This is a genomic window from Paenibacillus provencensis (assembly GCF_042678545.1).
In the GTDB taxonomy this organism is placed as follows: Bacteria; Bacillota; Bacilli; order Paenibacillales; family Paenibacillaceae; genus Paenibacillus; species Paenibacillus provencensis.
This window is the reverse complement of record NZ_JBHTKX010000001.1, coordinates 1-23,285: the sequence shown is the minus strand read 5'-3', so window position 1 is coordinate 23,285 and position 23,285 is coordinate 1. Positions and strand designations below refer to the sequence as shown.

Sequence of the window (23,285 nt, the reverse complement as noted above, 5' to 3'; positions counted from 1 at the left end):
GTAAATCAGCTGAACCTTTCACCCGTAGTTTTATCGAAAAATAGTGCCTTGTTCATATCCATCGCCAGCCGTATCTCTGTCAGCTCTTCCACATGGTCTCTCGGGTTCACCCTGACAATTAAATCCTTGTCAGTTCCAATATCGACATACAAGTAGCGGTCGGCACCCATTAGCTCACTGAACTGATGTATGCCTTGGAATACAGCGTTTGGAAAGGTCTCGAACATGATTGGTTCTATGCTTATATTCTCCGGCCTGATCCCGAGGATAACGTACTTATTGACCCTGTTTCGCTTCCTCAAGGGAACAGCAGCGCTCTCCGGAATAACGAGACGATGTCTTCTCGTCTGAAACTCCAGCTGATCGTCCGCTTCTACAATTTTCCCTTCTATAAAATTCATCTGTGGAGAGCCGATAAAGCCTGCAACGAACATATTCTGCGGACAATTGTATATCAGCTCTGGAGAATCCACCTGCTGAATAATGCCGTCCTTCAGTACGATAATTCGGCTGCCCATCGTCATCGCTTCTGTCTGATCATGGGTTACATATATGGTTGTCACTCCAAGCTGTTTATGAAGCTTGATGATCTCAGTACGCATATGAACCCGGAGCTTGGCATCCAAGTTAGATAACGGCTCATCCATGAGAAATACCTGCGGATTACGCACGATGGAGCGGCCAAGTGCTACACGCTGACGCTGTCCGCCGGACAGCTCCTTCGGCTTTCGGTCAAGATACGATTCGATCTCAAGTATTCTCGCTGCTCGCTTTACCGCCAGATCAATATCATGCTTTGGCAATTTGCGAAGTCTTAGTCCAAACGCAATGTTCTCATATACGGACATATTGGGGTACAGTGCATAGTTCTGGAACACCATCGAGATGTCTCTATCCTTCGGCGGTAGCTGATTGACCATTTCATCATCGATCCAAATCTCGCCCTCAGAGATTTCCTCCAGCCCGGCAAGCATACGCAGCGTCGTCGATTTGCCGCACCCCGATGGTCCAACAAATACGATAAACTCTCTGTCCACAACCTCCAGATGAAAATCCTGTACGACGGGCTGCTGATCTTTGCCATATCTTTTGTACACATGGTTAAACAGGATTCGTGCCATCACCCTTCTCCTCTCGTTTCATCCTTCTTTTCACTATGGGCTCCTGCTGAGCTTTCCTGCAATTCCATTATTTTGTATCTATGTATAAACGCTTTACTTTCGCTATTCGGTGTAGTCTGGATTGTTTCTGCTAACAGATCAACCATTTGTATAAATGACTAACCGATGCCGTATTTCTTTGTACTCCATAAAAAAAGAATGCGCCGAATTCACGCATCCTTTTTGAAAATTCTATAGCAGCCTTTTGACAGACTATCGTACAATGTATATCGCTCTATTACGGAAAAAGTCTCTTGAGAATTTGTTTGACTCCTGTCACTATTCCCGCTTTTCCTCACGAACCGGCTTGATATAAGCAGGGATCCCGCCTACTTTGATCGGAATAAAGGCTGTATCAAAGCTTCCATGATAACCAAATAGCGGTCCCCAATGATCATTTGTCACTTTAACGTCTATACGATATTTATCCATTGTCTCATCGTACCACTCCCTCACATCCGCTACACCGGAGAACCGCATGGGAAACCGAAATCCGATAATGCCTTCATAAAAACGCTGCTCACCAGATCGCAGTCTTAAGCCTCCTTCCTCATCGACAGTCAGGTCAATGTCCACTGCCAGATGCTGATGCGTGCCTAGATAATCCACAATCCTGTTCCGCTGACAGCTGTAAATCATGGTCGCATCAAATCTGCGGCGTTGGTTACCAAAATCATAGGTCCGGATCCAAGTCACGGTCTCTCTTCCGAATTGATCCAGATATGCATAGTTTTCTATCGTAAACGGCACATTCGTCCCTTTCTGAGGAAACATAATATTTCGCCAGGTACCGATATATAGAAAAGGAAGGGTATACATTCGTCCATACCATACGGAATCCATCACTCCTCTCCCGATTGAAGCGATTCCGCTTAAGCTGTTAAACCCAAATCGCTTCTGAATTCGGGGGTGGAGCTTCTCAAAATCGGTTCCTAGTACTGTCCGATAGATCGAATCCATTGCTTGTTCTCCTCTCTCATGGCTGCTTGCGGATACAGTGCTTTGCGGATGGAAGATGTGCGAGTGTCATACAGCCTATCCAGGCAAGCAAACAAACTGCCATATTTAAAGTGGCTGGATTAAACGGCGCAAGGAAGACGGATATATCTGAGATCGCTGCACCGATAGTGAGAAGCAGCATAGCTGCAATGTTGAATATGTAGAGCGCCTTTCGCCTGTGAAATAAGAGGCATAAGATCCCAACGGCTATTTCCAGCAGCCCCACCACCTGCAGCAAGAGCACTGCATTCGCCTCCGAACCGATGATCCCCTTCAACAGTGCAAGCTCCTGAGCATCCTGCGTAAGCAGCTTCGGTACCAATCCATGGTAAATCCAGGTAAACATAAGGCCAAACGTGACGATCGCATGAATAAATAGCTGCCGGTAGGATATTTTAGGAGAAATTCCTTTTTCAAGCCAAATCTTAAGTACATCAAAGCTGAGCGCTGTTGCCCAGCCCATCAATGGCCTGAAAACAAAAAAGTCAAACCATTTTCCCAGGAAATAAAATCGGGTCTTGTAATCATAACGGGTTAGAAACCGGATGCCCTTATCCGCCTGCTCATAGCGCCAGTACCCTCCTCCAGACAAAATAAGAGAGATCGCCTGATCCGAGGAGAAATGTAGGGAAGACATACGTTTATGATCCTGATGTTTCCCGGAAGTGGTCACTCCCTCCCCTTCTATTCGGAGCCCGAATCCGATGTTCGTCACATAACGAAATCGCTGTTTTTCCTCCTCTTCTTGCTTAGGGATGTAATCAATCTGCGAAAAACGAAGATCCCATTCCACATGCTTCTGTGGGTTTTGCGTAGCCTCCCAGATCGATTCCATGTCCGTATGGATGAGTGTCTCGACATATATCGGCTGATTCGCAAACACTCTCATGCCACCTCCTTAACGAAGCTCAAATTGTATATGAGAAAATAATCACAATGTAATTTATATTATAGACGCTGTAATACAGTAAAAGTTTCCTGTTTGTTCAAAAAAAGAGCTTCTCTGCAACAGGAGCTACCTGCTTGCATGAGAAACTCTCTTTTATCCACATCTTAGATTAGTTCAGATTTCTGGAGGAGCCGCTCTACAATCGCTGCAACTTCAGCTCTGGTCATATTTGCTTTTGGAGCAAGCTTGGTTTCACTTCTGCCATTAATAACGCCTGCTTGTACACTCTTCGCAATGCCCACGCTCGCCCATTTCGACGCATCTGGTGCATCCACGAAAGTATCAAGCTGGGAAGCATCCGTCGGCAGCGTAGTATTCAGCTCCGTGATTTCCATCGCCTTTGCAATGATGACCATGGCCTGCTCACGAGTAATTTGTTCATTCGGACGGAAGGTGCCGTCTCCAAAACCTTGAATAAGTCCAAATTCGGCTGCTGTTATTACAGCACTGTTATACCAGTCTGACATAGCTACATCCGTAAATGACGATGGTTGATTATCACGTGCTAGCCCTAACCCGCGAACAATAATTGCCGCAAATTCTGCTCGGGTAATATTCTGATCAGGATTGAACAGGCTGCTGCCTACTCCATCAACTACCATTCTTGATCCCATATTATTTACTGCAGCTTGTGCCCAGTGACCTTGTACATCACTAAATTCAATAGGATTCCAAATTACAGAATAGGAATTGCCGCTCGTCAAACTATTAATCATTGCATAATACTTGCTGTTGATCTGCGTAACTTTGGTTGGTACGTGACGTACCGAGCCATTTGCATCAACGATGACGCCCGTCGTGATCTTGCTTACGTCTACTCCATCAGGAATAGCAATCATCCGAGTAACAAATTGATTAAATTCAGAAATTTCAACGGACTGATTACCATAAGTGGCACTTATAGAAAAATCAACAGCAGGTGTAATCAAGGTGAATTTGCCGTTTACAGCTGCATTCTCGATTACCTTAACCATTTCACTATTGGTCGCTGCAACCTTCACTTCAAATTTAATATCCTGAAGTGCTGCAGCTCCAAACTCTTTCGAAATTTCATCAACTCGGATTGCATCTGCAGGCAGAATATATGCTGCATTTGATGTCTTGATTTCGAGCTTGGTCTCTGTCTTCTCCAGATTCTTGACTGTCTGCCCGGTTAGTTCACCGATCAGTACATCGGATTCCTGCTTGGCAGCAATGGATAAGATTGAGCTTGAACCTTCACTTGCAAGCTTATCATTTAATTTCTGTTCGTCTATAGACATTTTGATTACACTTTGACCATTTTGCTCACTAGTTGACACGGTTCCGATATCCTCTGCTTTGCCGTTTATCAGAATTTCTGATTCAGCTTGTGGTGCCGTCACTGGAGTAGTCGGCGGAGTCGGTACATTTGTATCGTCCTCGCTTGGCGGAGCAGTTGGTACCAATGGGGTCACAGACTCCGATTCAGCAGATTGCACACTGTTTCCTTTGCCATTAATGGCGGTAACCGTAAAGGTATAGCTCGTCCCGTTATCCAAGCCTGTCATTGTAATAGGGCTAGATGTTCCAAACACCTTATGGTTTCCTGGCATGGCGGTAACTTCATATCCCGTAATTGGGCTTCCTCCGTCATCCACAGGAGGAGTAAAGGTGATGATCGCTTGACGATTGCCTGCTGTGGCCGTTATATTGGTCGGCACCCCAGGAACCGTCATCGGCGTAGCAGTAACCGGTAAGGAAGGGGCACTATCACTGCCCGTGTTCGTTGCCTTTAGTACAAAATAATAGGCTTTGCCATTCGTTAACCCTGTAATGGTGTGACTGTAGACTGAATCTGTTACGGCAGCTACTTCGTTATCGATCGCTTCCGGCGATTCACTCATGAACACTTTATATCCCGTTGCCTCGTCCACTCCGTTCCAAGTCAAGGTCACTTCTCCATTACCAGCAACAGGCTCAAGCAATATTGGCGCTCCTGGTGCAGGCGGCATTGGTGTAACACTTGCCGATGAAATCGAAGATAGGGAATCTCCTGCACGATTAGTCGCTACCACGGTGAAGGTGTAGGCTATACCATTTTCCAAACCTGTAACTTTGATCGGACTTTCCGTACCACTAGCCGTAATACCCCCAGGCTGAGCAGTTACCGTGTAATTCGTAATCGGACTGCCTCCATCGAAGGCAGGCGCTGTAAAGTTAACTATCGCTTCACCATCACCCGGAATTGCAGCCACATTCTCAGGGTTGCCTGGCTTGTCCGCCACATTGACTGTCACTGTATCTGTATACTCACCGTCAACTGTCGTGACAGTTATAATCGCTGAGCCAGGTCCAACCGGTGTAATAACACCGTTCTCATCAACAGTAGCAACTGATGGATCGCTGGAGGACCAGATTACATTAGGATTATTTGCATTTGCAGGGGATATAGACGCACTCAATTGCTCATTCTCTCCACCCACAGTCAACTCAAGATCATTCTTGCTCAATATTACATCCGTTACAATAATTTCTCCCGTTCCATTTACAATAAGCTGAAAGTCGTAATATTCAGTAATTATTCCATCATTAACCTTGACTGTAATTCTGGATGTACCATATTGATTAGCTGTTGGCTTCATTGTAATTGTTCGATTCTCTTCAGCCCCGCTGATCTCCAAATTATCATTTGAAATGAGATTCGGGTTAGACGACACAGCTGTAACTTGAAGCTCATCTCCATCTACGTCGAACACTTTAAACGCTCTCTCTGCCGTTCTGTTCATGTCTGTCGTAACTGCGCTGATGAATCCTTCTGCTTGTTTAAATACAGCATTTTCAATCTGGCCATTCATTACTTCTGGCAAGCTGACAGCGTTATCTCCATTGCTGCTGCTGTCTAAGCTGTAACTCGCAATGAGATCGGTCTCTGTACCTGTAAGCGTAGTATTCATTTCTCGAATGACATCTTCTTTGCTCTTCGCCTTACTCCAGAACCTTACATCCTTCATGCCTCCGGAATAATAGCCATCCTGTCCCCAGCTACTCTTGCCAAGATAATGATTTGCTCTAAATCTAGATCCAATAGAGCTTAAATCTGCAGCACCAGAAGCCTTAAGCTCACCATTCCAATAGATATACGCTCTTTTCTCTTCCTGATTGTACACTAGCGCAACATGAACCCATTGATTCAAAGGAAAGCTTTCTACTGTAGTCATATTATTAGTTGCCCCATCAACAGGACCACTTGAACCGTTGTATGCGGAAAAATTCATCTTGCCTTGAGTAAATCCGACAAAGATGTTATCACTGCCCGGACCATTGGCAGACTCGAAAAATCTCATCCAAGTGTTAAACTGATTCACCTTTAAATATCCTTCAACTGTGAAGGAATCTGCGTAAATCGAATTTATGTTGGATGGCAGCGTAACGTAATCTCCATTTCCGTCAAAATAAAGATACTCTCCTGCTTGCTCATCCGTCAGATACGGCGCGTCATTTACAGGAGTCACCGAAATATATGCTTCTCCCTGATCCGTACTATAAGCAGCTGAGCTCGTATCTACATTTTTTGCATATCTACTTCCACTGGACATATCCCACAGCTTGTACTTCATACTTGCCTGACCATTCCAATTCGGATTGGGAGTAAAGCGAATTTTATCTGAACCTGCCAGTAATAGATAAGAGGTTCCTCCATCCGTTTTCTCAATGTTGTACCAGATGCTCCCGTTGTAATACTCCCAGATTCCATTTGCAGTATCCGTATCCATAATAGCTATACCCAGCACTTCCTCGGACGGCACCTTATCCTGAAGTATAGAGGAAACGCTAATTTCCCGGCTTCCAGAATCCTCCTCAATCGGTTGAAGCACCGTTTCTCTATCTTCCGTACTCCAACCCATGCCTGCTGCTTGGGCCCAGGCACTCCCACTGTAACCAGTTCCAGATACCGCAATACCAACAGATAGCGTCGTACTTACGGCGATTTTTACAAATTTCCGGTTCATTTGTTTCTTCCCCTCTATTACTAATTGCTCAATTCGACATAATTCTCCTAAATTATACATTTATGAAATAAACAAAAAATAAACAAGTAAAAAGGACCTAGGATAATAGACTTATCATACAAGGCCCTTTTTTGCATCATTACACAAGTGAGCTGATTAGCTTTTTAATAGAAGATACCGGTTCTGTCCCTAGTTCTATTTTATATAAATCTTCTAAATTCTGATAAAAACGGAGCGCTTCCTTTTCCCTTCCCAGCTCTAAGTACATTTTTATCAATTCTTCGCCAATATCCTCACGAAAAGCATCTATTCTGATCATTTCTTCATAAAAGTATAGAGACCGTTCGCTATGATTTGTTTTTCTATAGTATTTGGCAGCATATTCAAGCATTTTCATATAATCCTGTTCAAGCTCTAACCCCCTGCTGCTCGCCCATTCGTATGTTTTTCCTTTCAGAAACGGTCCGGTATACAACTTCATGGCTGACTCTACTTGTTCAATTTCAAAAATACGACTGTTGCTTTGCTGCTTCATCAAACGATCAAACTCATATATGTCACAGGACAAATACCCTACATCAATACGAATCTCATTTCTGGTTGCTTGGATAACAGATGCTCCCTTGTAGCAGCCATTAATAGCTTGGCGAATGTAGTACAGGGTGGAATTCAGATTTTTCCAAGCTTTTTCAGGCTCAAAATTTTTCCATAAAGTATCAATAATCTCATCACGACTAACTGTTCTTTTATGCAGCAAAAAAGCAAACAATTCTTCCGTCTTAGGGCTTCTCAGCTTAACCCATTCTTTTTGATGATTGCTTTGATATACTTTAAATCCGTCAAACATTTCAACCTTCAAGAGCAGATCAGTGGTCTCTGCAGTCAGCCTTTTTTCTTGGATCTTAGTTGAAACGGTTCTGCGAATTTTGTTTAAAGTCACCTCTACTCTCTGTGCCGTGACAGGCTTTAATAGATAGTCCAGTGCGCTAATTTCGAAGGCTTGAACCGCATATTCATCGTATCCGGTTACGAAAACGACCTCAATGGAGTCATTGTGATGCTTCAGATACTTGGATAGCTCCATTCCATTTAATTCAGGCATTGAAATATCTAAAAATACGATGTCCACGTGGTTTGCTTCTATATATTCAAGGGCATCCTTTGGATTCAAATAAGTACGGCAAACCTCTATTTCCTCATTATCCGTCAGCAGTCTTTTCAAGCGATTAATAGAGAGCTCTTCATCATCCACAATAACGGCTTGCAGCATTCTTTAATTACTCCTTTTCATGTATTCTGGATGGGCCGGAATTTGGAACATAATTCGTGTCCCGACTCCCTCCACGCTTGTAACCTCAAAGTCGATACCGTATAACAGTTTGATTCGCTGACCTATATTCCACAGGCCTACACCTTTTGTCTCTGTCTGAGGAGATAGAATCTCCTTAAGCTTCTTCTCACTCATCCCACAACCATTGTCGGATACGGAAAAGGACATCATATAATCCTCCTGCTTCCTCACCACGACATTAACAATTCCTCCATTGGAGTTGGACATAAGCCCATGTCTGATTGCATTCTCTACTAACGGCTGCAGGCTGAGGGGGGGAATTTGGATAAATGGATCCGCGTCAATGTCATACTCTACTTGAATTCGGCTGCCAAACCTTGCTTTTTCAATATGGACATAAGCTTCAACCAGTGCTAATTCTTTCTCGAGCGTAGTGAACGAATCCAGCTGTTTAAAATCAAAGCTATTTCTTAAATAACTGGAAAGATGGAGCACCAAATCTTCTGCCTGAGAAGGCTCAACGATACATAGCTCAGCTATCGAGTTCAAGGCGTTATATAAGAAGTGCGGCTTAATTTGTGAGCGTAAAAAAGCAATTTCAGCGTCCTTCGCATGTTTCACAGCTGCTTTCATTTTGGTAAGGTTGTTGACCCTAGCCAGCAATTCCTCTGTCTCAAATGGCTTCCCGACGTAATCATTCGCACCGTTATCCACAGCAACCCTCATATCATCAGCCTTATTTCTCGCTGTAAGCATTAATACTGGCAGCTCAAAAAGCGTATATCTTTCTCGGATTTTCGTTAGTACCTCATAACCGCTCATATCAGCCATCATAATGTCCAAAATAACAAGATAAAAATCCTGGTTTTTATCCAGCTCCTGAAGCGCCTGATGCCCATTGTTAACGGCAACAATCGAGTAACCCTTCAGCTTCAAAGCATTGATTATGGATTGCATATTGGCTAAGTCGTCCTCGACGACCAATATGGGTTCTTTGATTTTACCCTCCAGATATAACGGATATTGAACTTGTAAATTCAATGACTCGTTAGCCTCCACATGATGTTCCTTTGATGCTGTATCCCGCTCAGCTGAATCCATACCTAGCTGTGGTAGGGTAAATGTAAAAACAGATCCTTCTCCGATCGCAGATTCCACCTGAATCTGGCCCCCGTGCAGTTCAACGAGCTTCCTAGTAATATTCAGTCCGATGCCTATACCGCTTCGATCGTATTTCGATGAGGATTCAATCTGCTCGTAGGCTTGGAATATAACCTCTTCCATATCCGGAGCGATTCCAATTCCAGTATCTCTAACATGAATCACGACCGTATTTCGATTCATCCCTGCACTTATTTCAACTTCACCAAGGTCTGTATACTTAATCGCATTCCCAATCAAATTATGCAGAATTTGTAGTAATCGATCAGGGTCGGCATAAATATCCGGGAATGCTTCAGAAATGCTATTTATGAGACGGACGGGCTTGTTCCCGAGTATAAACATCTGCACTTTAATAACCGCGTCTACAGATGCTTTCAGATTCATCCTTTTCTTATAGATTGTTATATCTCCATTCTTCATCTTGGAGTAATCCAGCAATTCGTTAACCAGCATAGTTAATCTTCTTCCACTGTTCTTAACAATGGTTAAATTCTGAATTTGCTGCTCGTTAAGAGGTCCTTCAACACGCTGAATGATCGAGTCAGTAATACCCACAATCGCACCAAGTGGTGTCTTTAGCTCATGAGATGTATTGATTAAGAAATCATCTTTAATTTTATCAAGCCTAACCAATTTATTTTTCATCTCTTTCATTTTCTGATAAGCCGTAAAGAAACGAAGCACAACGAGAAAGATCATAATGATATTAAAAATAACAATGTATAATTGCCCAAGCCATATCTCTTCTTTTAGAGAGAATGCAAACAAGAGCAGGTCTAATGAATACAGATTTATTGTGAGCATCCCTAAAAACAACAATAAAGAATTTATTCGCTGATTTGTTGTACTTTTAACGTACAGTCCCCCTGCCCTCACCAGCATCCATAGCAGAAGAAGCTCATAAAATACAATTACATATACTTGAATTAAGGTATAGCTTTGAATAGGAAGAAGCACGATAAGCAGTGTAAATATACTAAGTACGGTAATCGTTATTTTCGTAGCTCTTCGTGAAATGATATTCTGTTGTAACTGATTGAAGAGGAGAGCAAGTACGATAAAGTAGGTTATCGAGCTGATATCCTTTATTTTGTAGATCCATTCAAAGGAAAAGCTTGAACCAAACAGCAATAAGACCCTTTCCCCTACTAGCCCCTGATAGATAGAAAATAGTAAGCATATCAAGGAAAATAGAAGCAATGAATAATCTTTCTTTCCATTCAGCCATGCAGCTATGAAGCATACGGCGTATATAACCGCAAGTGTAACCAGGATAGCAATCAAACTGAACTCACGAACGATCAGCTGTTGTTGATGTTTCGTCATATGGTTCAGCTCGCCAAAATAAATGGAAGCTGGAATCCCAGCATTTATATAATCATAGTTAGCTACATGAACTATAATTTCTATATCATCACCAGTAGATGGGAATCCTCCCATTTGAGGGATATTGCCTGCTGTATAGTCTGTACTGCGATCAGAGGGATTCCCATCAGACAGCAACCTCTCACCATTGATATAAATATCACTTGAAAAACGGATATTCGTTTTTTTTAATGCAAAAACCATATGATCAGGAACATTGCTCAGTACCATCCGATAAGTCGCATACCCGTGCGCAGGTAGAGGCTTGCCGTTAATTCTGCTCTGGGTCCAATCAGAGGGCACTTTCATTATCATTCTGGAAGCAGCCTCTGATGAGTCTTGCCTGAAGAAGGAAGGGGGAAGTAACTCATTCCAATAAAACTCCCATTCACCATCCAACTTTATCCTGCCGTCCTGCTCTGGATTCCAAGCTGCGAGGTCCATCACTCCGTTTTGTACTTGTAATTCTTGACGTGCTTCGTTACTAATAAGAATAGATATGGGAATCAAAGAAAGTAAGACAATAAAGATGATAGAAATCGTTAATAATCTTTTATACAAAAAGCCCGCTCCTTCAACAATCATTTCACCTATTTATCGGCTATTAAAGAGCTTTGATTTAACAAAAAAAAAGAGCCTCCTTCGACAACAGCACTGCTGCTTATCAAAAGAAACTCTTTATAATTTCACTCACATACCGGCTGATTCTTTCTGACTAGACTTCTGTCAGCTTCTCCTTACAGAACGCATCAAGGACAGCGATCTCATCTTCCTCCAGATCAAAATCCAAATATTGATCTGTTACGCTCTCGTATAGCTCATATTTGACAATACCGGAATCCGCTTCGCTGGTTCTATAAATGACCCGGATGTACACACCGTTCTCGGAGTACAGCTCGTCATCTTCCTCTACGTCCAGATCAATATGGAATTCATAACGGGTTCCTGCCAGAATGCCAAACGGATCTTTAACCTCTTCAAATCTATAGCTTCTCATTTCAAGCATTGATGTAATTCATCCTCTCTACCTTATGACGCTTTATTATATCAAGACACACCTGAAATCGTAAGGGTCTATCCTTCTTATTATTCTTTTCGCTTTCACGCGATAAATATACGGGGTGTTCCAAAAGGATTGACGATTCACAGTATACGAGCTCAAAGTGACAACAGTGTGGCACTATTTTCTGCTGGAAATCAGAATTAACTACAGTCTTTTTCCTCAATCTCCGATATACTTAGATACGACAACACGCCAGCAGGAGGAAGAAAGATGTATAGAAAAGTCGGTACTCAGCAAGAACTCGATATTTTTTATCTCATTAAAAAGACAAGCTGGGATGAGAAAGGGTTTGAAATGGAATATGCTGAACCCCATTCGGAGCAATTCCTTTTTTATATAGACGAGGAACCCGGGGGAACCTTTCAATTTACACCTTATGCATATTCAAGGCCTTTTATAAGAAATAAATTTGATGATATTGTATTAGACGGGATGAATCTCGTGGAGGTCGATAGTTTTGCTGTATTGCCAAGCTATCGCGGCAAGCTCGGAAGAGAAATTGTCAGCTTCATGATTCACTATGCCAAAGAACATCAATACACTCATGCCGTTGGAATGGCAGATCCTTACGTATTTGAGCTGTTCAACCATACGTATCGTATCAGAACAACCCAAGTACAGAAGGAAGAGTGGTTTAAGGGAGCTCTTGCTATTCCAGCTCTTTTTCATCTGAAAGAAGTGTATGAACAAGCTCCATATGACTGGTATAGTCCACCCGGGGAATGGAAAGCGGGTGTTTTTTGACGTGGACAAGCATTACTTACTAAGGAAGAGAAACAACTGGGTTGTTGCCGTGTTTGCCACGGTCATTACTGTCGTACAAATGCTTAACTTTGCATTAGGAATCCCGCTGAGATTTGTACTTACGGTGGAGGGGATCATATTTCTCGTGCTCGTTCCGATGACGATTGTGGCCAGCTATTCTAAATTTGAAGAGCGGCTTACACCTTATATGAAGTATTTTAATATGATCGTGATTGGTATTTTTATGTTCATGATTAATCATATTGATCCTCACATGATCAACATCATGACCATGTATTTTTATGTCGCTATCATGGGAATTTACCAGGATCGGTTTATTAATCTGATGACAACGCTGATTACATTAGCCATTCTATGCTACTACTTCTTTACTCAAGGTGAATTCATATTCCATTCGACAAACGTGAACGATCTCCTGTATTACATCGTTACTTTTTGTTTTGTGTCCGTCTCTAATATTATGCAGGCTAAATTCAACAATAATCTGCAGCTGGAGAACCGAAGCAAGACGCAAAAAGTGATCGAAGCGAAGCAAGCGATGGAACATATGCTGTCCAGATTAACGGAATCGGTCCAATCGATTCGTGAATATCAGACCAATCTGAATACCACCGTAGACACGACCAACCAGCGTTCCGTAGAGATCGTCTCCTCCATCGAGAACATTCTATATTCTTATGAAGTACAGAATCAGAACTCTGCCTCGCACCGTCATCAGATGATTCTCATATGCGAGAAGGTAGAAGCGATGAATGCAGAGCTCGTGAGATCACGCGGGACAGGAGAAAACACTCCACAATTACGCAACTACGATCAACTAATGGCTGAATTAAAGGATATGCTGCAGGTCGCCAAAGAAAGAGCGGAAGATACAGCCAATATCACAGAACAACATAAAAGCAGCCTGAAAGATGTACTGGACCTCGTATCAACCCAGCAGCAGGAAATGACGAACTTATCGGAAGGCTTCAATAAGCTTGAGAAGCAGATGAGCAGGATGAATCGTAAAAATCAGGTATGATGTCGTGATTTTGCACTCTTTTATGTCATAATCTTGGAATATCCCCGCAGATGGCTGTCATGCTAAAATGTTCCCGAAACGAATCTCATATCTTCACCATCATTGGCAGAATAAGGAGGACATTTTCTCGTGAACAAACAGATCAGAACAGCCATCATCGGCTGCGGCGGCATTGCATTCGGGAAACATTTACCAAGCTTAAGTAAGATTAAGGAAGCGGGCATTGTCGCGTTTTGTGACCTCATACCGGAACGGGCAGAAAAGGCAAGAGCGGAGTATGGATTGCCGGAAGCTAAGGTATATACCGATTACACAGAGTTGCTGCAGGATGAGTCGATTGAGGTTGTACATGTGCTGACGGCAAACGATACGCATGCCGAAATCTCTATTGCAGCACTAAGAGCCGGAAAGCATGTGATGTGTGAGAAGCCGATGGCCAAACTCGCAGATGACGCCAAGCGAATGACGGCCGCAGCCAAGGAGTCGGGCAAGAAGCTGACGATCGGTTATAATAACCGTTTCCGTTCGGATAGCTTGACCTTGAAGAAGATTGTACAGGACGGAACACTTGGCGAAATTTATTACGCCAAAGCCCATGCGATTAGAAGGCGCGGGGTACCCACATGGGGCGTATTTCTGGACGAAGAGAAACAAGGCGGCGGACCGCTGATCGATATCGGTACTCATGCACTTGATCTCACATTATGGCTGATGGATAACTACGAACCCAGCGTTGTCCTCGGCAGATCCTTCCATAAGCTGTCCTCCAAAGAAAATGCTGCAAACGCCTGGGGACCATGGGATCCAGCCAAATTCAATGTCGAAGATTCCGCTGTCGGTCTAATTGTTATGAAGAACGGAGCCACGATTTCACTGGAAGCCAGCTGGGCACTGAATATCATGGACGTTCAGGAAGCCAAGACAACCTTATGTGGAACCGAAGGCGGTGCAGATATGGTAGGTGGCCTGCGTATTAACGGCGAAACTCATGGCAAGCTCTTCCTGAATCAAATCTCATTGGATGCCAAAGGCGCAGACTTCTATGAAGGCCAATCCGATTCCGCACCTGATCTTGAGATGCGCAGCTGGTATGATGCCATCCTGCATGACACCGAGCCGCTGGTTACACCGGAACAAGCCTGTGTCGTTTCAGAGATACTTGAGGCCATATATGAATCGAGCAGAACCGGAAAAGCGATTTATTTTGAATAGTTAACCACAACAATACAATGGAAGCGAGGTCGATATGATGAGCAAAATGCTGAAGCTTGGAATTCTCGGTTACTGGCATGTCCACGCGAGTGATTATGCATCGCAAGCGGATGCCCATCCTCTGACAGAAGTTACGGCTATATGGGATGAGGATATCGAACGCGGACGAGCAGAAGCAGCCAAACGCAGTGTTCCATTCTATGAGAATCTGGATCAGCTGCTCGCAAGTCCAGAGATCGATGGCGTTATTGTTGTTACGAGCACGGCTATTCATCATGAGGTCATAACCCGTGCAGCGAGAGCCAAAAAGCATATATTCACCGAAAAAGTGATCGCGCTTACAACAGAAGAATGCGCTGATATCCTCCGATGTGTACAGGAGGAGAACGTAACTCTCACCGCCTCCCTGCCACGATTGTATGAGCCCTACACACTCAAGGCAATGGAGATTATTCATAGCGGTCTGTTGGGGCAGCTCACCCTTGTTCGTACCCGGCTATCTCATAATGGAGCGATTCCGCAAGGTACCAACCATCAAGGCTGGCTTCCGGAACGTTTCTTCAGCTATAAGGAGACGGGCGGAGGTGCGATGACAGATCTCGGATGTCACCCGATGTATTTAGCCAATCTGTTCTTGGGTATGCCGGAGCAAGTCTACGCCAGTTATGGCTATGTAACTGGCAAAGAAGTTGAAGATAATGCCGTAGTCCAACTCAGCTATGCGAACGGAGCGCTTGGTGTTGTGGAAGCTGGGTTTGTAAACCGTCATTCCCCTTTTTCCTTTGAAATTCACGGCACAGAAGGCAGCCTTCTCTACTCGGATCATGATCGCAAGCTCCTATACCGGGGAGCGAATGATGAGAAATGGCAAACGGCGGATCTGCCTGATGCAGAGCCAAGTGCCTTTGAGCAGTGGATCAGCCATATCGAGGCTGGTACCGTATTTGAAGCAAATTTGGTCATGGGATCTCAGCTGACTCAGCTGATGGAAGCCTCCAATCGTTCTGCGAGGAGCGGAGTGCCAGAGAAGCTTACCACCAAGCTCAAGCTTCCTAATTAAAGAGCGTAAAAGCTCTGATTCTACATTATACAAATCTAAATATGATCATCTGATATTCTTTAGGCCAATAAGCAAGGAGGCATGCAAGATGGAACGGAATGAATCCAGCCTGTCTTACCCCTATGAACTTATGAATGAACAACGCCATGCACTGGAGCAGCTAAATGTAGACTTTTCCTGGGGACATTACGGGATCCGGGTCGTTCAGTTCCATCTGATCACCTTTCCGGCGGGTAAAATCATTGAGTTTCATAAGCATTCAAGTGAGTTTGAATTCCATTTTATTCCGAGGGGCAAAGGCAAGGTTATACTAGAGGATCAGGAATATAAGCTATCGGAGGGAATGATGTATCTAACCGGCCCTCATGTGATGCATTATCAGGAAGCCGCTCCTGATGAGGCCATGGAGGAGCTGTGCCTCAGAATCGAAATTGTTCCGCTACGGCCTTCTGCCGCTTATGATAACTCCCCTATGGAACAAGGCTATTGGAGTACGGGAATCCAAGAGGAATACAATGAGGCTGAAGCCTGTATACGTCAGCTGAGCTCACTTCCCAAGATCCCGACGACCGATCGGTTCAAAGCAATGGAATGCTTTCTTACCGCCTATACCGCTTGGTATCGGAATGAACCTGGTTTATTTACGCTCATGAAGCAAGCCGTCATTAATATTATGCTTCGTACAGCCAGAGCTTATTTTCCTCAGCCCGGACGTTCTCTCCCCTCCAGAGATATGGGGCGTCATCGATACCTGCTGGCCGAACAATTCATGAAGGATAACTATATGGAGCCGCTCACCGTGGAAGTCGTTGCAGATCGGATACATCTTAGTGCCCGTCAGCTGCAGCGGATATTGAAAGAATACGGCGGAGGCACCTTTACCGAAATGCTGGAATCCATCCGTTTGTCTCATATCTGCAAGCGGCTGACAACAAGCGACAGCACGATAGATGAGATTGCGGAGGAAACCGGTTATTCCAGCGCTAATTATCTCCATGCCGTATTCAAGAGAGTCTACGGGATAACGCCCATGGAATACCGCAAATCTATGAGGATCAGGATGCTGCAAGCGAATACGGACATCTCTTCAGCTCCAGTCTCGGCTTACCGATTTTCTGAGCGGGAAAGCTCACTCCTTTAGGCGCCGGATGGAAGTGAGGACGCATACGGCATACGGCATACGGCATACGGCGTCCCACGTCGGAATCACATCCTTTTACATGACAAGACGCTTAAGAGCCCCCAGCTTATGGAGGCTCTTAAGCGTCTGTGTTACAACGAAGACAACTTCGAGTGTTTTACTCAGGACGCTGCAAGGAGAACAACTCACCCAACTTACTGTAATCATTACCTGCTAGTCTTGATATCGGGCGCAAATCCTTCATCCGTATCTTACCATCATAATAGAGCTCATTATCGACATGAAAATGAACGACTCGTCCAATCAATAGGTCGCATCCGGGCACGTTCTTCTCTCCTCCGAGAGGAATGGAATGCTCCAATACGCACTCCATCCGTATTCTGGACTCCGCTATGCCAGGAACATCAATATTTATGCTTGGCACAAGTGTCAAGCTTGTCAGAGCAATTTCGCTCTGGTCTTCCGGCAGATTGGCCGCTGTCTTGTTAATTTCCTCGATGTACGTCTCATCTGAAATATGTACGACAAATTCTCCACGCTCGTTTGCATTGCGGGCCGTGTCCTTCATCTGACCGTCCTTTCGCTGAACGGAGACGGATATCATTGGTGGATTAGCTGTGACGATATTGAAATAGCTGTATGGAGCGGCATTCAGCACACCATTCTTAGATAATGTCGTTACAAACGCAACTGGCCGGGGAATGATGCTGCCTGTCAGCAGTTTATAATTATCACGTTCACTTTGCTCACTAGGATCAATAGATACCATTTGCTTCCTCTCCTATCACTGTATATAAATCCATTACACGTGGTAGCTGCCGCTTGGTTGATCGATGACCCATTCCAGCATCATGATCATATCCTCCAAACGAAGCACCTGTACATTTGCCGCCGCTTCTTCGGCAGACATCCGGCTCTTCATCATATCCAGCTGCCGTTTCAGTTCATTTAATTTGCGTTTAACCTGGTCTTCTGATCTCATGTTTGGTTTCTCCCTCATTATCTATATTTATCTCATTCATATCAACAATAGGGTAACATCTTCAAGCTAAACAATCCAATTCGATAAGAGTTAATTAGAAATGCCGGGCCCGGAATAACAGTCTGGGCCGCAACAGGTGTCGAGTTCGCCTCCGTTTTCGAATATAGTGCACTAGCGATTATGATCGATCCTCCTATAATCAAGCAGCAAATTATATTAGTCACGTTTCTTTGTTCCAATCACATACATTCCTTTCTATAATTGAAATGCTTCTTTGATTCGCTTTGCGGTTTCCTCCGGGCTCAGCTCGGTATTGTTAATTCTTATGTAATGCTCTTTCTTGATTTCCCCTTCCAAGGAATTCAGCCGATGGCGTGCCATGGTTTGAAGCAAATCTCGCTCAGAGAATTCAATATCCCGTTTGGTCGGTTTGTGTTCTAGCCGGTTCGGTGTGTTATTGCGCTTAAGCCTCTCCTCTATATCTGCCTCCAGTTCAACGTAGTATACGGTCCCCCCTCTAGACTCAAAAATCTGGCTGATCTCTTCGATATAAGTCCAATCATCAGGATGGTCAAAAGCCCACACAAAAGTGAACATAAGACCCGGCAATTCACTCTTAGATACCTCTTCAAAAATCTCTCTGCGAAACAGACCAACGAGCCGCTTGCCTGACGGAGTTCCGTAACTAATAAAGCGGGATACCAGATCAATCGTCATATGATTATGAAACAGCTTCAAATCTGTAATTCTCTCCAGCTCCTGCCCTACCGTCATTTTCCCGACAGCTTGGGGTCCAAAAATAATGACAAACTTCATACCGTATCTCACCTTCTAATTTTCCAAATATTTCAATACATAATATTCCATATTATTCTAAGAGGCAAGAAGTATGTAATCACAAAAAAACGCCAGGCATATGCCTGACGATCTTTATTTGTTAAAAGCACTTCACCACGAGCTTTATGTAAACGCATTCATAAATAATTCTTTCCATGCGCGATACACAAGCCTCCCATCTCATTCATCATTCTTCTTGTCTGTCATCTCAACTTCATGAAGAACGAGCTGTCTTACATCCGGCAGATTATCGAATGTTTTAATGGTATACCTAAGCTCCACTTGTGTTCCACTGCGCCAGTGCGCCAATTGCTCCATCAGGCCTTCTTCCAGCTGAAAAGCAGCAGCCTCTCCGTCAATCTTGAACTCAGCGGTATGTGGATCGGCAAGACCCGTATAGATCGCCGTTTCTTCTATTATATTCTCTTCAGCTTGTTCCTTTTGTGTTTCGGCTTGCGTCTCGACGATTGTTCCACGTACGATCGGCTCTGCAGTACTTGTCGCTTCCAGGCTCGCTGCCGCTTCAGCCGCTGCAGTCTGTTCTGCCGAAGTAATCACCGCAGTCAGCAGCAAGATCGTTACACTCAAGGTAGCTGATGTTTGTCGGTTTCTTTTTTTCATCCGAGTTACCTCCAATTAAATAGCCTTACTGTTTATTACACGAATACCATTCTTGTTAATCAGCTGATCTTTCGGTACAGGTTATACGTTGCCAATGAATTGCTATTCCTAATTGCTAGCTGCTCCGGTATAATGTGTATGTTTGAGTTAAGCTTAAGAAAAATACATACACCATAGGAGTATTCAATCATGTCTAGCGCTAAAAGTTCCTTCAGTAAGTATGAAATGCTTTATATCATTGGTATCATAGCCATCTCATTCTCTTCCATCTTTGTTCGCTGGTCGGATGCGGAAGTGTCTGTTATCGCGATGTACCGTCTGTTTCTCACCAATTTGCTCATGGCCCCTCTTCTTTATAAATACCGTCACGATATCGTTCGGCTGACAAAAAAAGAATGGCTGTTCCTAGCAGCTTCCGGTCTGATGCTTGGTCTCCACTTTTTATTATGGATGGGCTCGCTCCGGCTCACTACTGTCGCCAGTTCAACCGTTATTCTCACACTTGAGCCGATCCTTGTTATGCTCGGGTCCATGTGGCTGTTCGGTATCCGCCCCAATAAAGTCATGCTCATCGGAATGGGGATGGCGGTAATCGGTTCAGTTGTCATCGGTGCAGGGGATTTCCAAATATCGGGAGATGCGCTGCTGGGTGATTTTCTATCTTTTCTGGGAACGATTGCTGTAGCCGTGCACATGCTGTTTGGACAGCATCTTAGAAAAAACATCAGTGCTTATGTATATAATTTTTGGGTGTTTTTATTCGCTGGTTCTGCTCTTGCCGCCTACAATGGTGTGAATCGCATTCCCTTTACCGGATATGATGCAAGAGAATGGGGCATATTCCTCCTGCTTGCGATTGTCCCTACACTGTTCGGCCACTATCTGTTCAACTGGCTGCTTAAAGTAATGAATGCGGCGACAGTGTCGATGGCCGTACTGGGCGAGCCTGTATTTGCCTCCATTCTTGCCTGGATGCTGCTCGGCGAGGCACTCACTAGTGTGCAGTTAATAGCAGGATTCATTATTTTGCTTGGCGTATGGATCTTCCTGAGGTATGGCAAAAACAACATTCACGGGGAGGAAGAAATGCTGCCTCCGGTTCAGCAGAAACCAAGCACATCGGAAGTTTAGTGGGTCAACTAGAACTACACATGATTTTGCGGATTATTATAAGCCAGAGTCTCTAAGACTCTGGCTTCAGTTTGTCCCTATTTTCCCGCCGTTTCAACACATAATGACATCCAGTACAGCAGCAATCTTCATCTGTTCTTTCAGCATTTCCGGCACGGGCAAGCGCCAAGATGGCTTTCTGAGCCATAACCTCTCCTCCTGCTCCTTGCTTCATCAGATCATCCTAGACATCCAAAACGGTATTCCATGCTTCTATGGCCGAGATCTTCCCTTTGCTGCTGCTGGCTCCGCTGCCTTCTTCCGTCCACAGGGGTGGATAATAAGCAAACACCTCACCTGGCTGAAGCCGATTCGTCTCCTCCTGCCACCCTTTCCAGCGAAAGGTCTCATAGTACTGGGCTAGATCCCCATCAGCGAGCCAGCTTACAAAACCGGAATACGCAAGATCCGTCGATTCCCACTCCCGTGTATCCGGCGCATAATAATAGATGAGCCCGTCATTTCCAAAACGGCCGATATTCAAACTGAAAAATCCGCCCGCCGCATCATAGGCGACAAGCAGCATTCCTTCAAGAGCGGGAACGCCCTCACGATCGAGAAGTCCATTCCAGTACGGAAGACTGCCGTATATACCGTCACCCCCTGCACCGAGTAACGTAATCCATCCATGGTCAAACAGAATACCTGCCGTTTCATAAGCTACGGCGCCCAAGTAGGATTTGGTGCTGACCTGCAAACGATATAGCGTGTCTGCTCCAGATTCATGCTCTGCGGGAATGATCACACTCTTGTTTTTACCCTGACTTAGCCTATTCTCAAGCTCTTCCCAAGCATGGTCCTCTTTGTGAAGCAATTCCTGAATCGTTAAATATCCCATCCTTCTCCCCTCCTTTGAATTCAAAACCCTTTCTATCATACGATATGCCAATGCGGCCCCCGCGCTCTGACTTATATGCACTGATCCCATCAAGCGGGTCCTGACCTCCAAGAGAATAAGAAAGCAAAGTCCCATAATCCTTTGGCTCCTGATCTCCGTAAATAGGCTTTAATGCTTCATCTATGGCATCCCAACCGGGTGCTTGATCCATCTGTTCATTTACTTCTTCATTCATCTCTTTACTCATCTTTTCATCGTCCTCCTAGAATTCATCCACTGTCTAATAATCTATTATAGTTGGATTTTGACTGCCTATTGCTGAATAAGGCAAATTTGAGCATTATTTACTACATGAAATACAAAACAGAAATAACAATCAGATATGAAATGCACGCCAAACGTCAAGTAGGATTTTCGTTCGACTGGAAGAATTTGCTGAAGATATCGGTTCTTATCCTCATAAGTAGGCTCTAGCGTTTAAGAATTCTCAACTCATAAAAATTCAGTTGTTCGAAAAAATGCGTGAATATGAACTCCTTCTGCTTAATTCTTCCTGGGTCACACTTCCTTCTTATTATATTTATAGAATAAAAAAACATTTACTTAGAGACATCCAATAAAGGATTTATCTATTTCGCATGCGGATTGGCGGTGAGCTCTATTTAAAGTAAAATACAGCTAGACATGTTTTACATAACAGCATTCGCACGTATAAACCAACATTCCAAGTAAAGAGCGGTGATAAGCAATGAAATTTATCGTATCCATGAAATGGGTGCTAGCCCGTATGTATGAACCGGATGTGGCGATTGTCGACTGCCGTTTTGCCCTGGGTCAGCCGGAGTCAGGCAGACAAGTCTTTAGCGAGAGCCATATACCAGGGGCTGTTTATTTTGATCTGGAGCAGGATCTGTCTTCACCCGTGCATGAAAAAGGTCACGGCGGACGGCATCCACTGCCAGATGTAGAGCAGCTGGTTGACCGAATTCGCAAAGTGGGAATCAGTAACGGGACCCGAATTATTGCTTACGATGACCAAGGCGGTGCGATGGCGTCAAGATTCTGGTGGCTGATGCGCTATCTCGGTCATGAGAAGGTATATATCATGGATGAGGGATTTGCTGCATGGCAGGCCGCGCGCTTCCCGGTCACTGCCGATGTGCCGATTCGGATACCGGCATCCTACACCCCGCATATTCAGTCTCACCTGCTGGCTGATATAGAAGATGTGCGTAAGGCTTCAACCACTGGAGCTGCTGTGCTGATCGACTCGCGGGAATACCCGAGGTACCTTGGAGAGGTAGAGCCGCTAGATAAAAAGGCTGGACATATACCAGGTGCGGTCTCCTATTTTTGGAAGGACAATCTTCAGGAAGGCACGTCTAAATTGAAGTCAGCTGAGGAGTTAAGCAATCGGTTTGAATCGGTGTCCAAAGATCAAGAGATTATCGTCTACTGCGGATCGGGTGTGACGGCCTGTCCCAATGTGCTGGCGTTGAAGGAAGTCGGATATGAGAAAGTGAAGCTGTACGCAGGAAGCTGGAGCGACTGGATCTCGTACAGTGAGAACCCGATTGCGACGGGAGAAGAGTAAGAGCCGAGAGGCCGCGTCGGACGCGGGTTTAGGGGCTGTGACAGGTTGCTTTTTAATAACCTGTTGCAGTCCTTTTGCGTCT

General features: G+C 44.4%; 20 protein-coding genes and 1 pseudogene. 7 read left to right on the top strand and 14 right to left on the bottom strand.

All coding sequences use genetic code 11. The annotated features are described in order from the left end of the window. Window positions 1-5 precede the first annotated feature (5 nt). The 7 genes from ACFQ3J_RS00105 to ACFQ3J_RS00075 form a co-directional block, all read right to left on the bottom strand. Window positions 6-1,121 carry an ABC transporter ATP-binding protein gene (locus ACFQ3J_RS00105; protein ID WP_091158732.1) on the bottom strand — a complete coding sequence of 372 codons (1,116 nt, stop codon included), beginning with the start codon at window positions 1,119-1,121 and terminating at the stop codon, window positions 6-8. 318 nt (window positions 1,122-1,439) lie between these two features. Next, on the bottom strand, window positions 1,440-2,120 hold the full coding sequence (locus tag ACFQ3J_RS00100) for a DUF4166 domain-containing protein (RefSeq protein WP_251584301.1): 681 nt from the start codon (window positions 2,118-2,120) through the stop codon (window positions 1,440-1,442). 16 nt (window positions 2,121-2,136) lie between these two features. Beyond that, window positions 2,137-3,048 (bottom strand): DoxX-like family protein, encoded by a 912-nt coding sequence (locus ACFQ3J_RS00095; protein ID WP_251584300.1) that lies wholly within the window; start codon window positions 3,046-3,048, stop codon window positions 2,137-2,139. A 164-nt stretch (window positions 3,049-3,212) separates the two neighbouring features. Further along, window positions 3,213-7,079, bottom strand: coding sequence for an S-layer homology domain-containing protein (locus ACFQ3J_RS00090; RefSeq protein WP_251584299.1), 3,867 nt, complete (start codon window positions 7,077-7,079; stop codon window positions 3,213-3,215). 139 nt (window positions 7,080-7,218) lie between these two features. Then, a complete protein-coding gene (locus tag ACFQ3J_RS00085) occupies window positions 7,219-8,349 on the bottom strand; it encodes a response regulator (RefSeq protein ID WP_091158738.1) in 1,131 nt (376 codons plus the stop codon). 3 nt (window positions 8,350-8,352) lie between these two features. Next, window positions 8,353-11,460 carry a sensor histidine kinase gene (locus ACFQ3J_RS00080; protein ID WP_251584294.1) on the bottom strand — a complete coding sequence of 1,036 codons (3,108 nt, stop codon included), beginning with the start codon at window positions 11,458-11,460 and terminating at the stop codon, window positions 8,353-8,355. 154 nt (window positions 11,461-11,614) lie between these two features. Then, window positions 11,615-11,905: a DUF6509 family protein gene (locus ACFQ3J_RS00075; protein WP_091158742.1), complete on the bottom strand. Its 291-nt coding sequence runs from the start codon at window positions 11,903-11,905 to the stop codon at window positions 11,615-11,617. Window positions 11,906-12,172: 267 nt separating this feature from the next. Between ACFQ3J_RS00075 and ACFQ3J_RS00070 the strand changes: the two genes are divergently transcribed. From ACFQ3J_RS00070 to ACFQ3J_RS00050, 5 genes are all read left to right on the top strand, one after another. Continuing rightward, window positions 12,173-12,706, top strand: coding sequence for a GNAT family N-acetyltransferase (locus ACFQ3J_RS00070; RefSeq protein WP_251584292.1), 534 nt, complete (start codon window positions 12,173-12,175; stop codon window positions 12,704-12,706). 1 nt (window position 12,707) lies between these two features. Beyond that, window positions 12,708-13,748, top strand: coding sequence for a hypothetical protein (locus ACFQ3J_RS00065; protein WP_251584291.1), 1,041 nt, complete (start codon window positions 12,708-12,710; stop codon window positions 13,746-13,748). Between the two features lie 129 nt (window positions 13,749-13,877). Beyond that, a complete protein-coding gene (locus ACFQ3J_RS00060; protein WP_251584289.1) occupies window positions 13,878-14,960 on the top strand; it encodes a Gfo/Idh/MocA family protein in 1,083 nt (360 codons plus the stop codon). Between the two features lie 46 nt (window positions 14,961-15,006). Beyond that, complete coding sequence (locus ACFQ3J_RS00055) at window positions 15,007-16,020, top strand: Gfo/Idh/MocA family protein (protein ID WP_091159266.1); 1,014 nt, start codon at window positions 15,007-15,009, stop codon at window positions 16,018-16,020. 88 nt (window positions 16,021-16,108) lie between these two features. Further along, on the top strand, window positions 16,109-17,161 hold the full coding sequence (locus ACFQ3J_RS00050) for an AraC family transcriptional regulator (RefSeq protein ID WP_091158749.1): 1,053 nt from the start codon (window positions 16,109-16,111) through the stop codon (window positions 17,159-17,161). A gap of 157 nt (window positions 17,162-17,318) precedes the next feature. Here ACFQ3J_RS00050 and ACFQ3J_RS00045 read toward each other — a convergent pair whose 3' ends face one another. The 4 genes from ACFQ3J_RS00045 to ACFQ3J_RS00030 all read right to left on the bottom strand — a co-directional run bounded on the left by ACFQ3J_RS00045 (window position 17,319) and on the right by ACFQ3J_RS00030 (window position 19,601). After that, a complete protein-coding gene (locus tag ACFQ3J_RS00045; RefSeq protein WP_251584285.1) occupies window positions 17,319-17,930 on the bottom strand; it encodes a flavin reductase family protein in 612 nt (203 codons plus the stop codon). Between the two features lie 33 nt (window positions 17,931-17,963). Continuing rightward, a complete protein-coding gene (locus ACFQ3J_RS00040; RefSeq protein WP_091158752.1) occupies window positions 17,964-18,143 on the bottom strand; it encodes a hypothetical protein in 180 nt (59 codons plus the stop codon). 255 nt (window positions 18,144-18,398) lie between these two features. Next, on the bottom strand, window positions 18,399-18,959 hold the full coding sequence (locus ACFQ3J_RS00035; RefSeq protein WP_251584283.1) for an AAA family ATPase: 561 nt from the start codon (window positions 18,957-18,959) through the stop codon (window positions 18,399-18,401). A gap of 201 nt (window positions 18,960-19,160) precedes the next feature. Continuing rightward, on the bottom strand, window positions 19,161-19,601 hold the full coding sequence (locus tag ACFQ3J_RS00030) for a hypothetical protein (protein ID WP_251584281.1): 441 nt from the start codon (window positions 19,599-19,601) through the stop codon (window positions 19,161-19,163). Between the two features lie 189 nt (window positions 19,602-19,790). Between ACFQ3J_RS00030 and ACFQ3J_RS00025 the strand changes: the two genes are divergently transcribed. Next, entirely contained in the window at window positions 19,791-20,732 is a 942-nt protein-coding gene (locus ACFQ3J_RS00025) for a DMT family transporter (protein ID WP_091158757.1), read from the top strand. Between the two features lie 52 nt (window positions 20,733-20,784). Here ACFQ3J_RS00025 and ACFQ3J_RS00020 read toward each other — a convergent pair whose 3' ends face one another. The 3 genes and pseudogenes from ACFQ3J_RS00020 to ACFQ3J_RS00010 all read right to left on the bottom strand — a co-directional run. Then, window positions 20,785-20,919, bottom strand: a complete 135-nt coding sequence (locus ACFQ3J_RS00020; RefSeq protein WP_285850310.1) for a hypothetical protein — start codon at window positions 20,917-20,919, stop codon at window positions 20,785-20,787. Window positions 20,920-20,955: 36 nt separating this feature from the next. After that, window positions 20,956-21,609 carry a DUF2625 family protein gene (locus ACFQ3J_RS00015; protein WP_091158758.1) on the bottom strand — a complete coding sequence of 218 codons (654 nt, stop codon included), beginning with the start codon at window positions 21,607-21,609 and terminating at the stop codon, window positions 20,956-20,958. A 38-nt stretch (window positions 21,610-21,647) separates the two neighbouring features. Continuing rightward, window positions 21,648-21,844, bottom strand: a pseudogene (locus tag ACFQ3J_RS00010) (suppressor of fused domain protein); the annotation flags it as partial. A gap of 513 nt (window positions 21,845-22,357) precedes the next feature. On the opposite strand from ACFQ3J_RS00010, the gene ACFQ3J_RS00005 reads away from it, so the two are divergent. Next, a complete protein-coding gene (locus ACFQ3J_RS00005) occupies window positions 22,358-23,203 on the top strand; it encodes a sulfurtransferase (RefSeq protein WP_251584279.1) in 846 nt (281 codons plus the stop codon). Window positions 23,204-23,285: the final 82 nt, after the last annotated feature.

Coding starts and splice junctions, on each gene's coding strand:
- ACFQ3J_RS00105 (WP_091158732.1), bottom strand. CDS start 1,121: ATGGCACGAATCCTGTTTAACCATGTGTACAAAAGATATGGCAAAGAT.
- ACFQ3J_RS00100 (WP_251584301.1), bottom strand. CDS start 2,120: ATGGATTCGATCTATCGGACAGTACTAGGAACCGATTTTGAGAAGCTC.
- ACFQ3J_RS00095 (WP_251584300.1), bottom strand. CDS start 3,048: ATGAGAGTGTTTGCGAATCAGCCGATATATGTCGAGACACTCATCCAT.
- ACFQ3J_RS00090 (WP_251584299.1), bottom strand. CDS start 7,079: ATGAACCGGAAATTTGTAAAAATCGCCGTAAGTACGACGCTATCTGTT.
- ACFQ3J_RS00085 (WP_091158738.1), bottom strand. CDS start 8,349: ATGCTGCAAGCCGTTATTGTGGATGATGAAGAGCTCTCTATTAATCGC.
- ACFQ3J_RS00075 (WP_091158742.1), bottom strand. CDS start 11,905: ATGCTTGAAATGAGAAGCTATAGATTTGAAGAGGTTAAAGATCCGTTT.
- ACFQ3J_RS00070 (WP_251584292.1), top strand. CDS start 12,173: ATGTATAGAAAAGTCGGTACTCAGCAAGAACTCGATATTTTTTATCTC.
- ACFQ3J_RS00055 (WP_091159266.1), top strand. CDS start 15,007: ATGCTGAAGCTTGGAATTCTCGGTTACTGGCATGTCCACGCGAGTGAT.
- ACFQ3J_RS00050 (WP_091158749.1), top strand. CDS start 16,109: ATGGAACGGAATGAATCCAGCCTGTCTTACCCCTATGAACTTATGAAT.
- ACFQ3J_RS00045 (WP_251584285.1), bottom strand. CDS start 17,930: ATGGTATCTATTGATCCTAGTGAGCAAAGTGAACGTGATAATTATAAA.
- ACFQ3J_RS00040 (WP_091158752.1), bottom strand. CDS start 18,143: ATGAGATCAGAAGACCAGGTTAAACGCAAATTAAATGAACTGAAACGG.
- ACFQ3J_RS00035 (WP_251584283.1), bottom strand. CDS start 18,959: ATGAAGTTTGTCATTATTTTTGGACCCCAAGCTGTCGGGAAAATGACG.
- ACFQ3J_RS00030 (WP_251584281.1), bottom strand. CDS start 19,601: ATGAAAAAAAGAAACCGACAAACATCAGCTACCTTGAGTGTAACGATC.
- ACFQ3J_RS00025 (WP_091158757.1), top strand. CDS start 19,791: ATGTCTAGCGCTAAAAGTTCCTTCAGTAAGTATGAAATGCTTTATATC.
- ACFQ3J_RS00020 (WP_285850310.1), bottom strand. CDS start 20,919: ATGGCTCAGAAAGCCATCTTGGCGCTTGCCCGTGCCGGAAATGCTGAA.
- ACFQ3J_RS00015 (WP_091158758.1), bottom strand. CDS start 21,609: ATGGGATATTTAACGATTCAGGAATTGCTTCACAAAGAGGACCATGCT.
- ACFQ3J_RS00005 (WP_251584279.1), top strand. CDS start 22,358: ATGAAATTTATCGTATCCATGAAATGGGTGCTAGCCCGTATGTATGAA.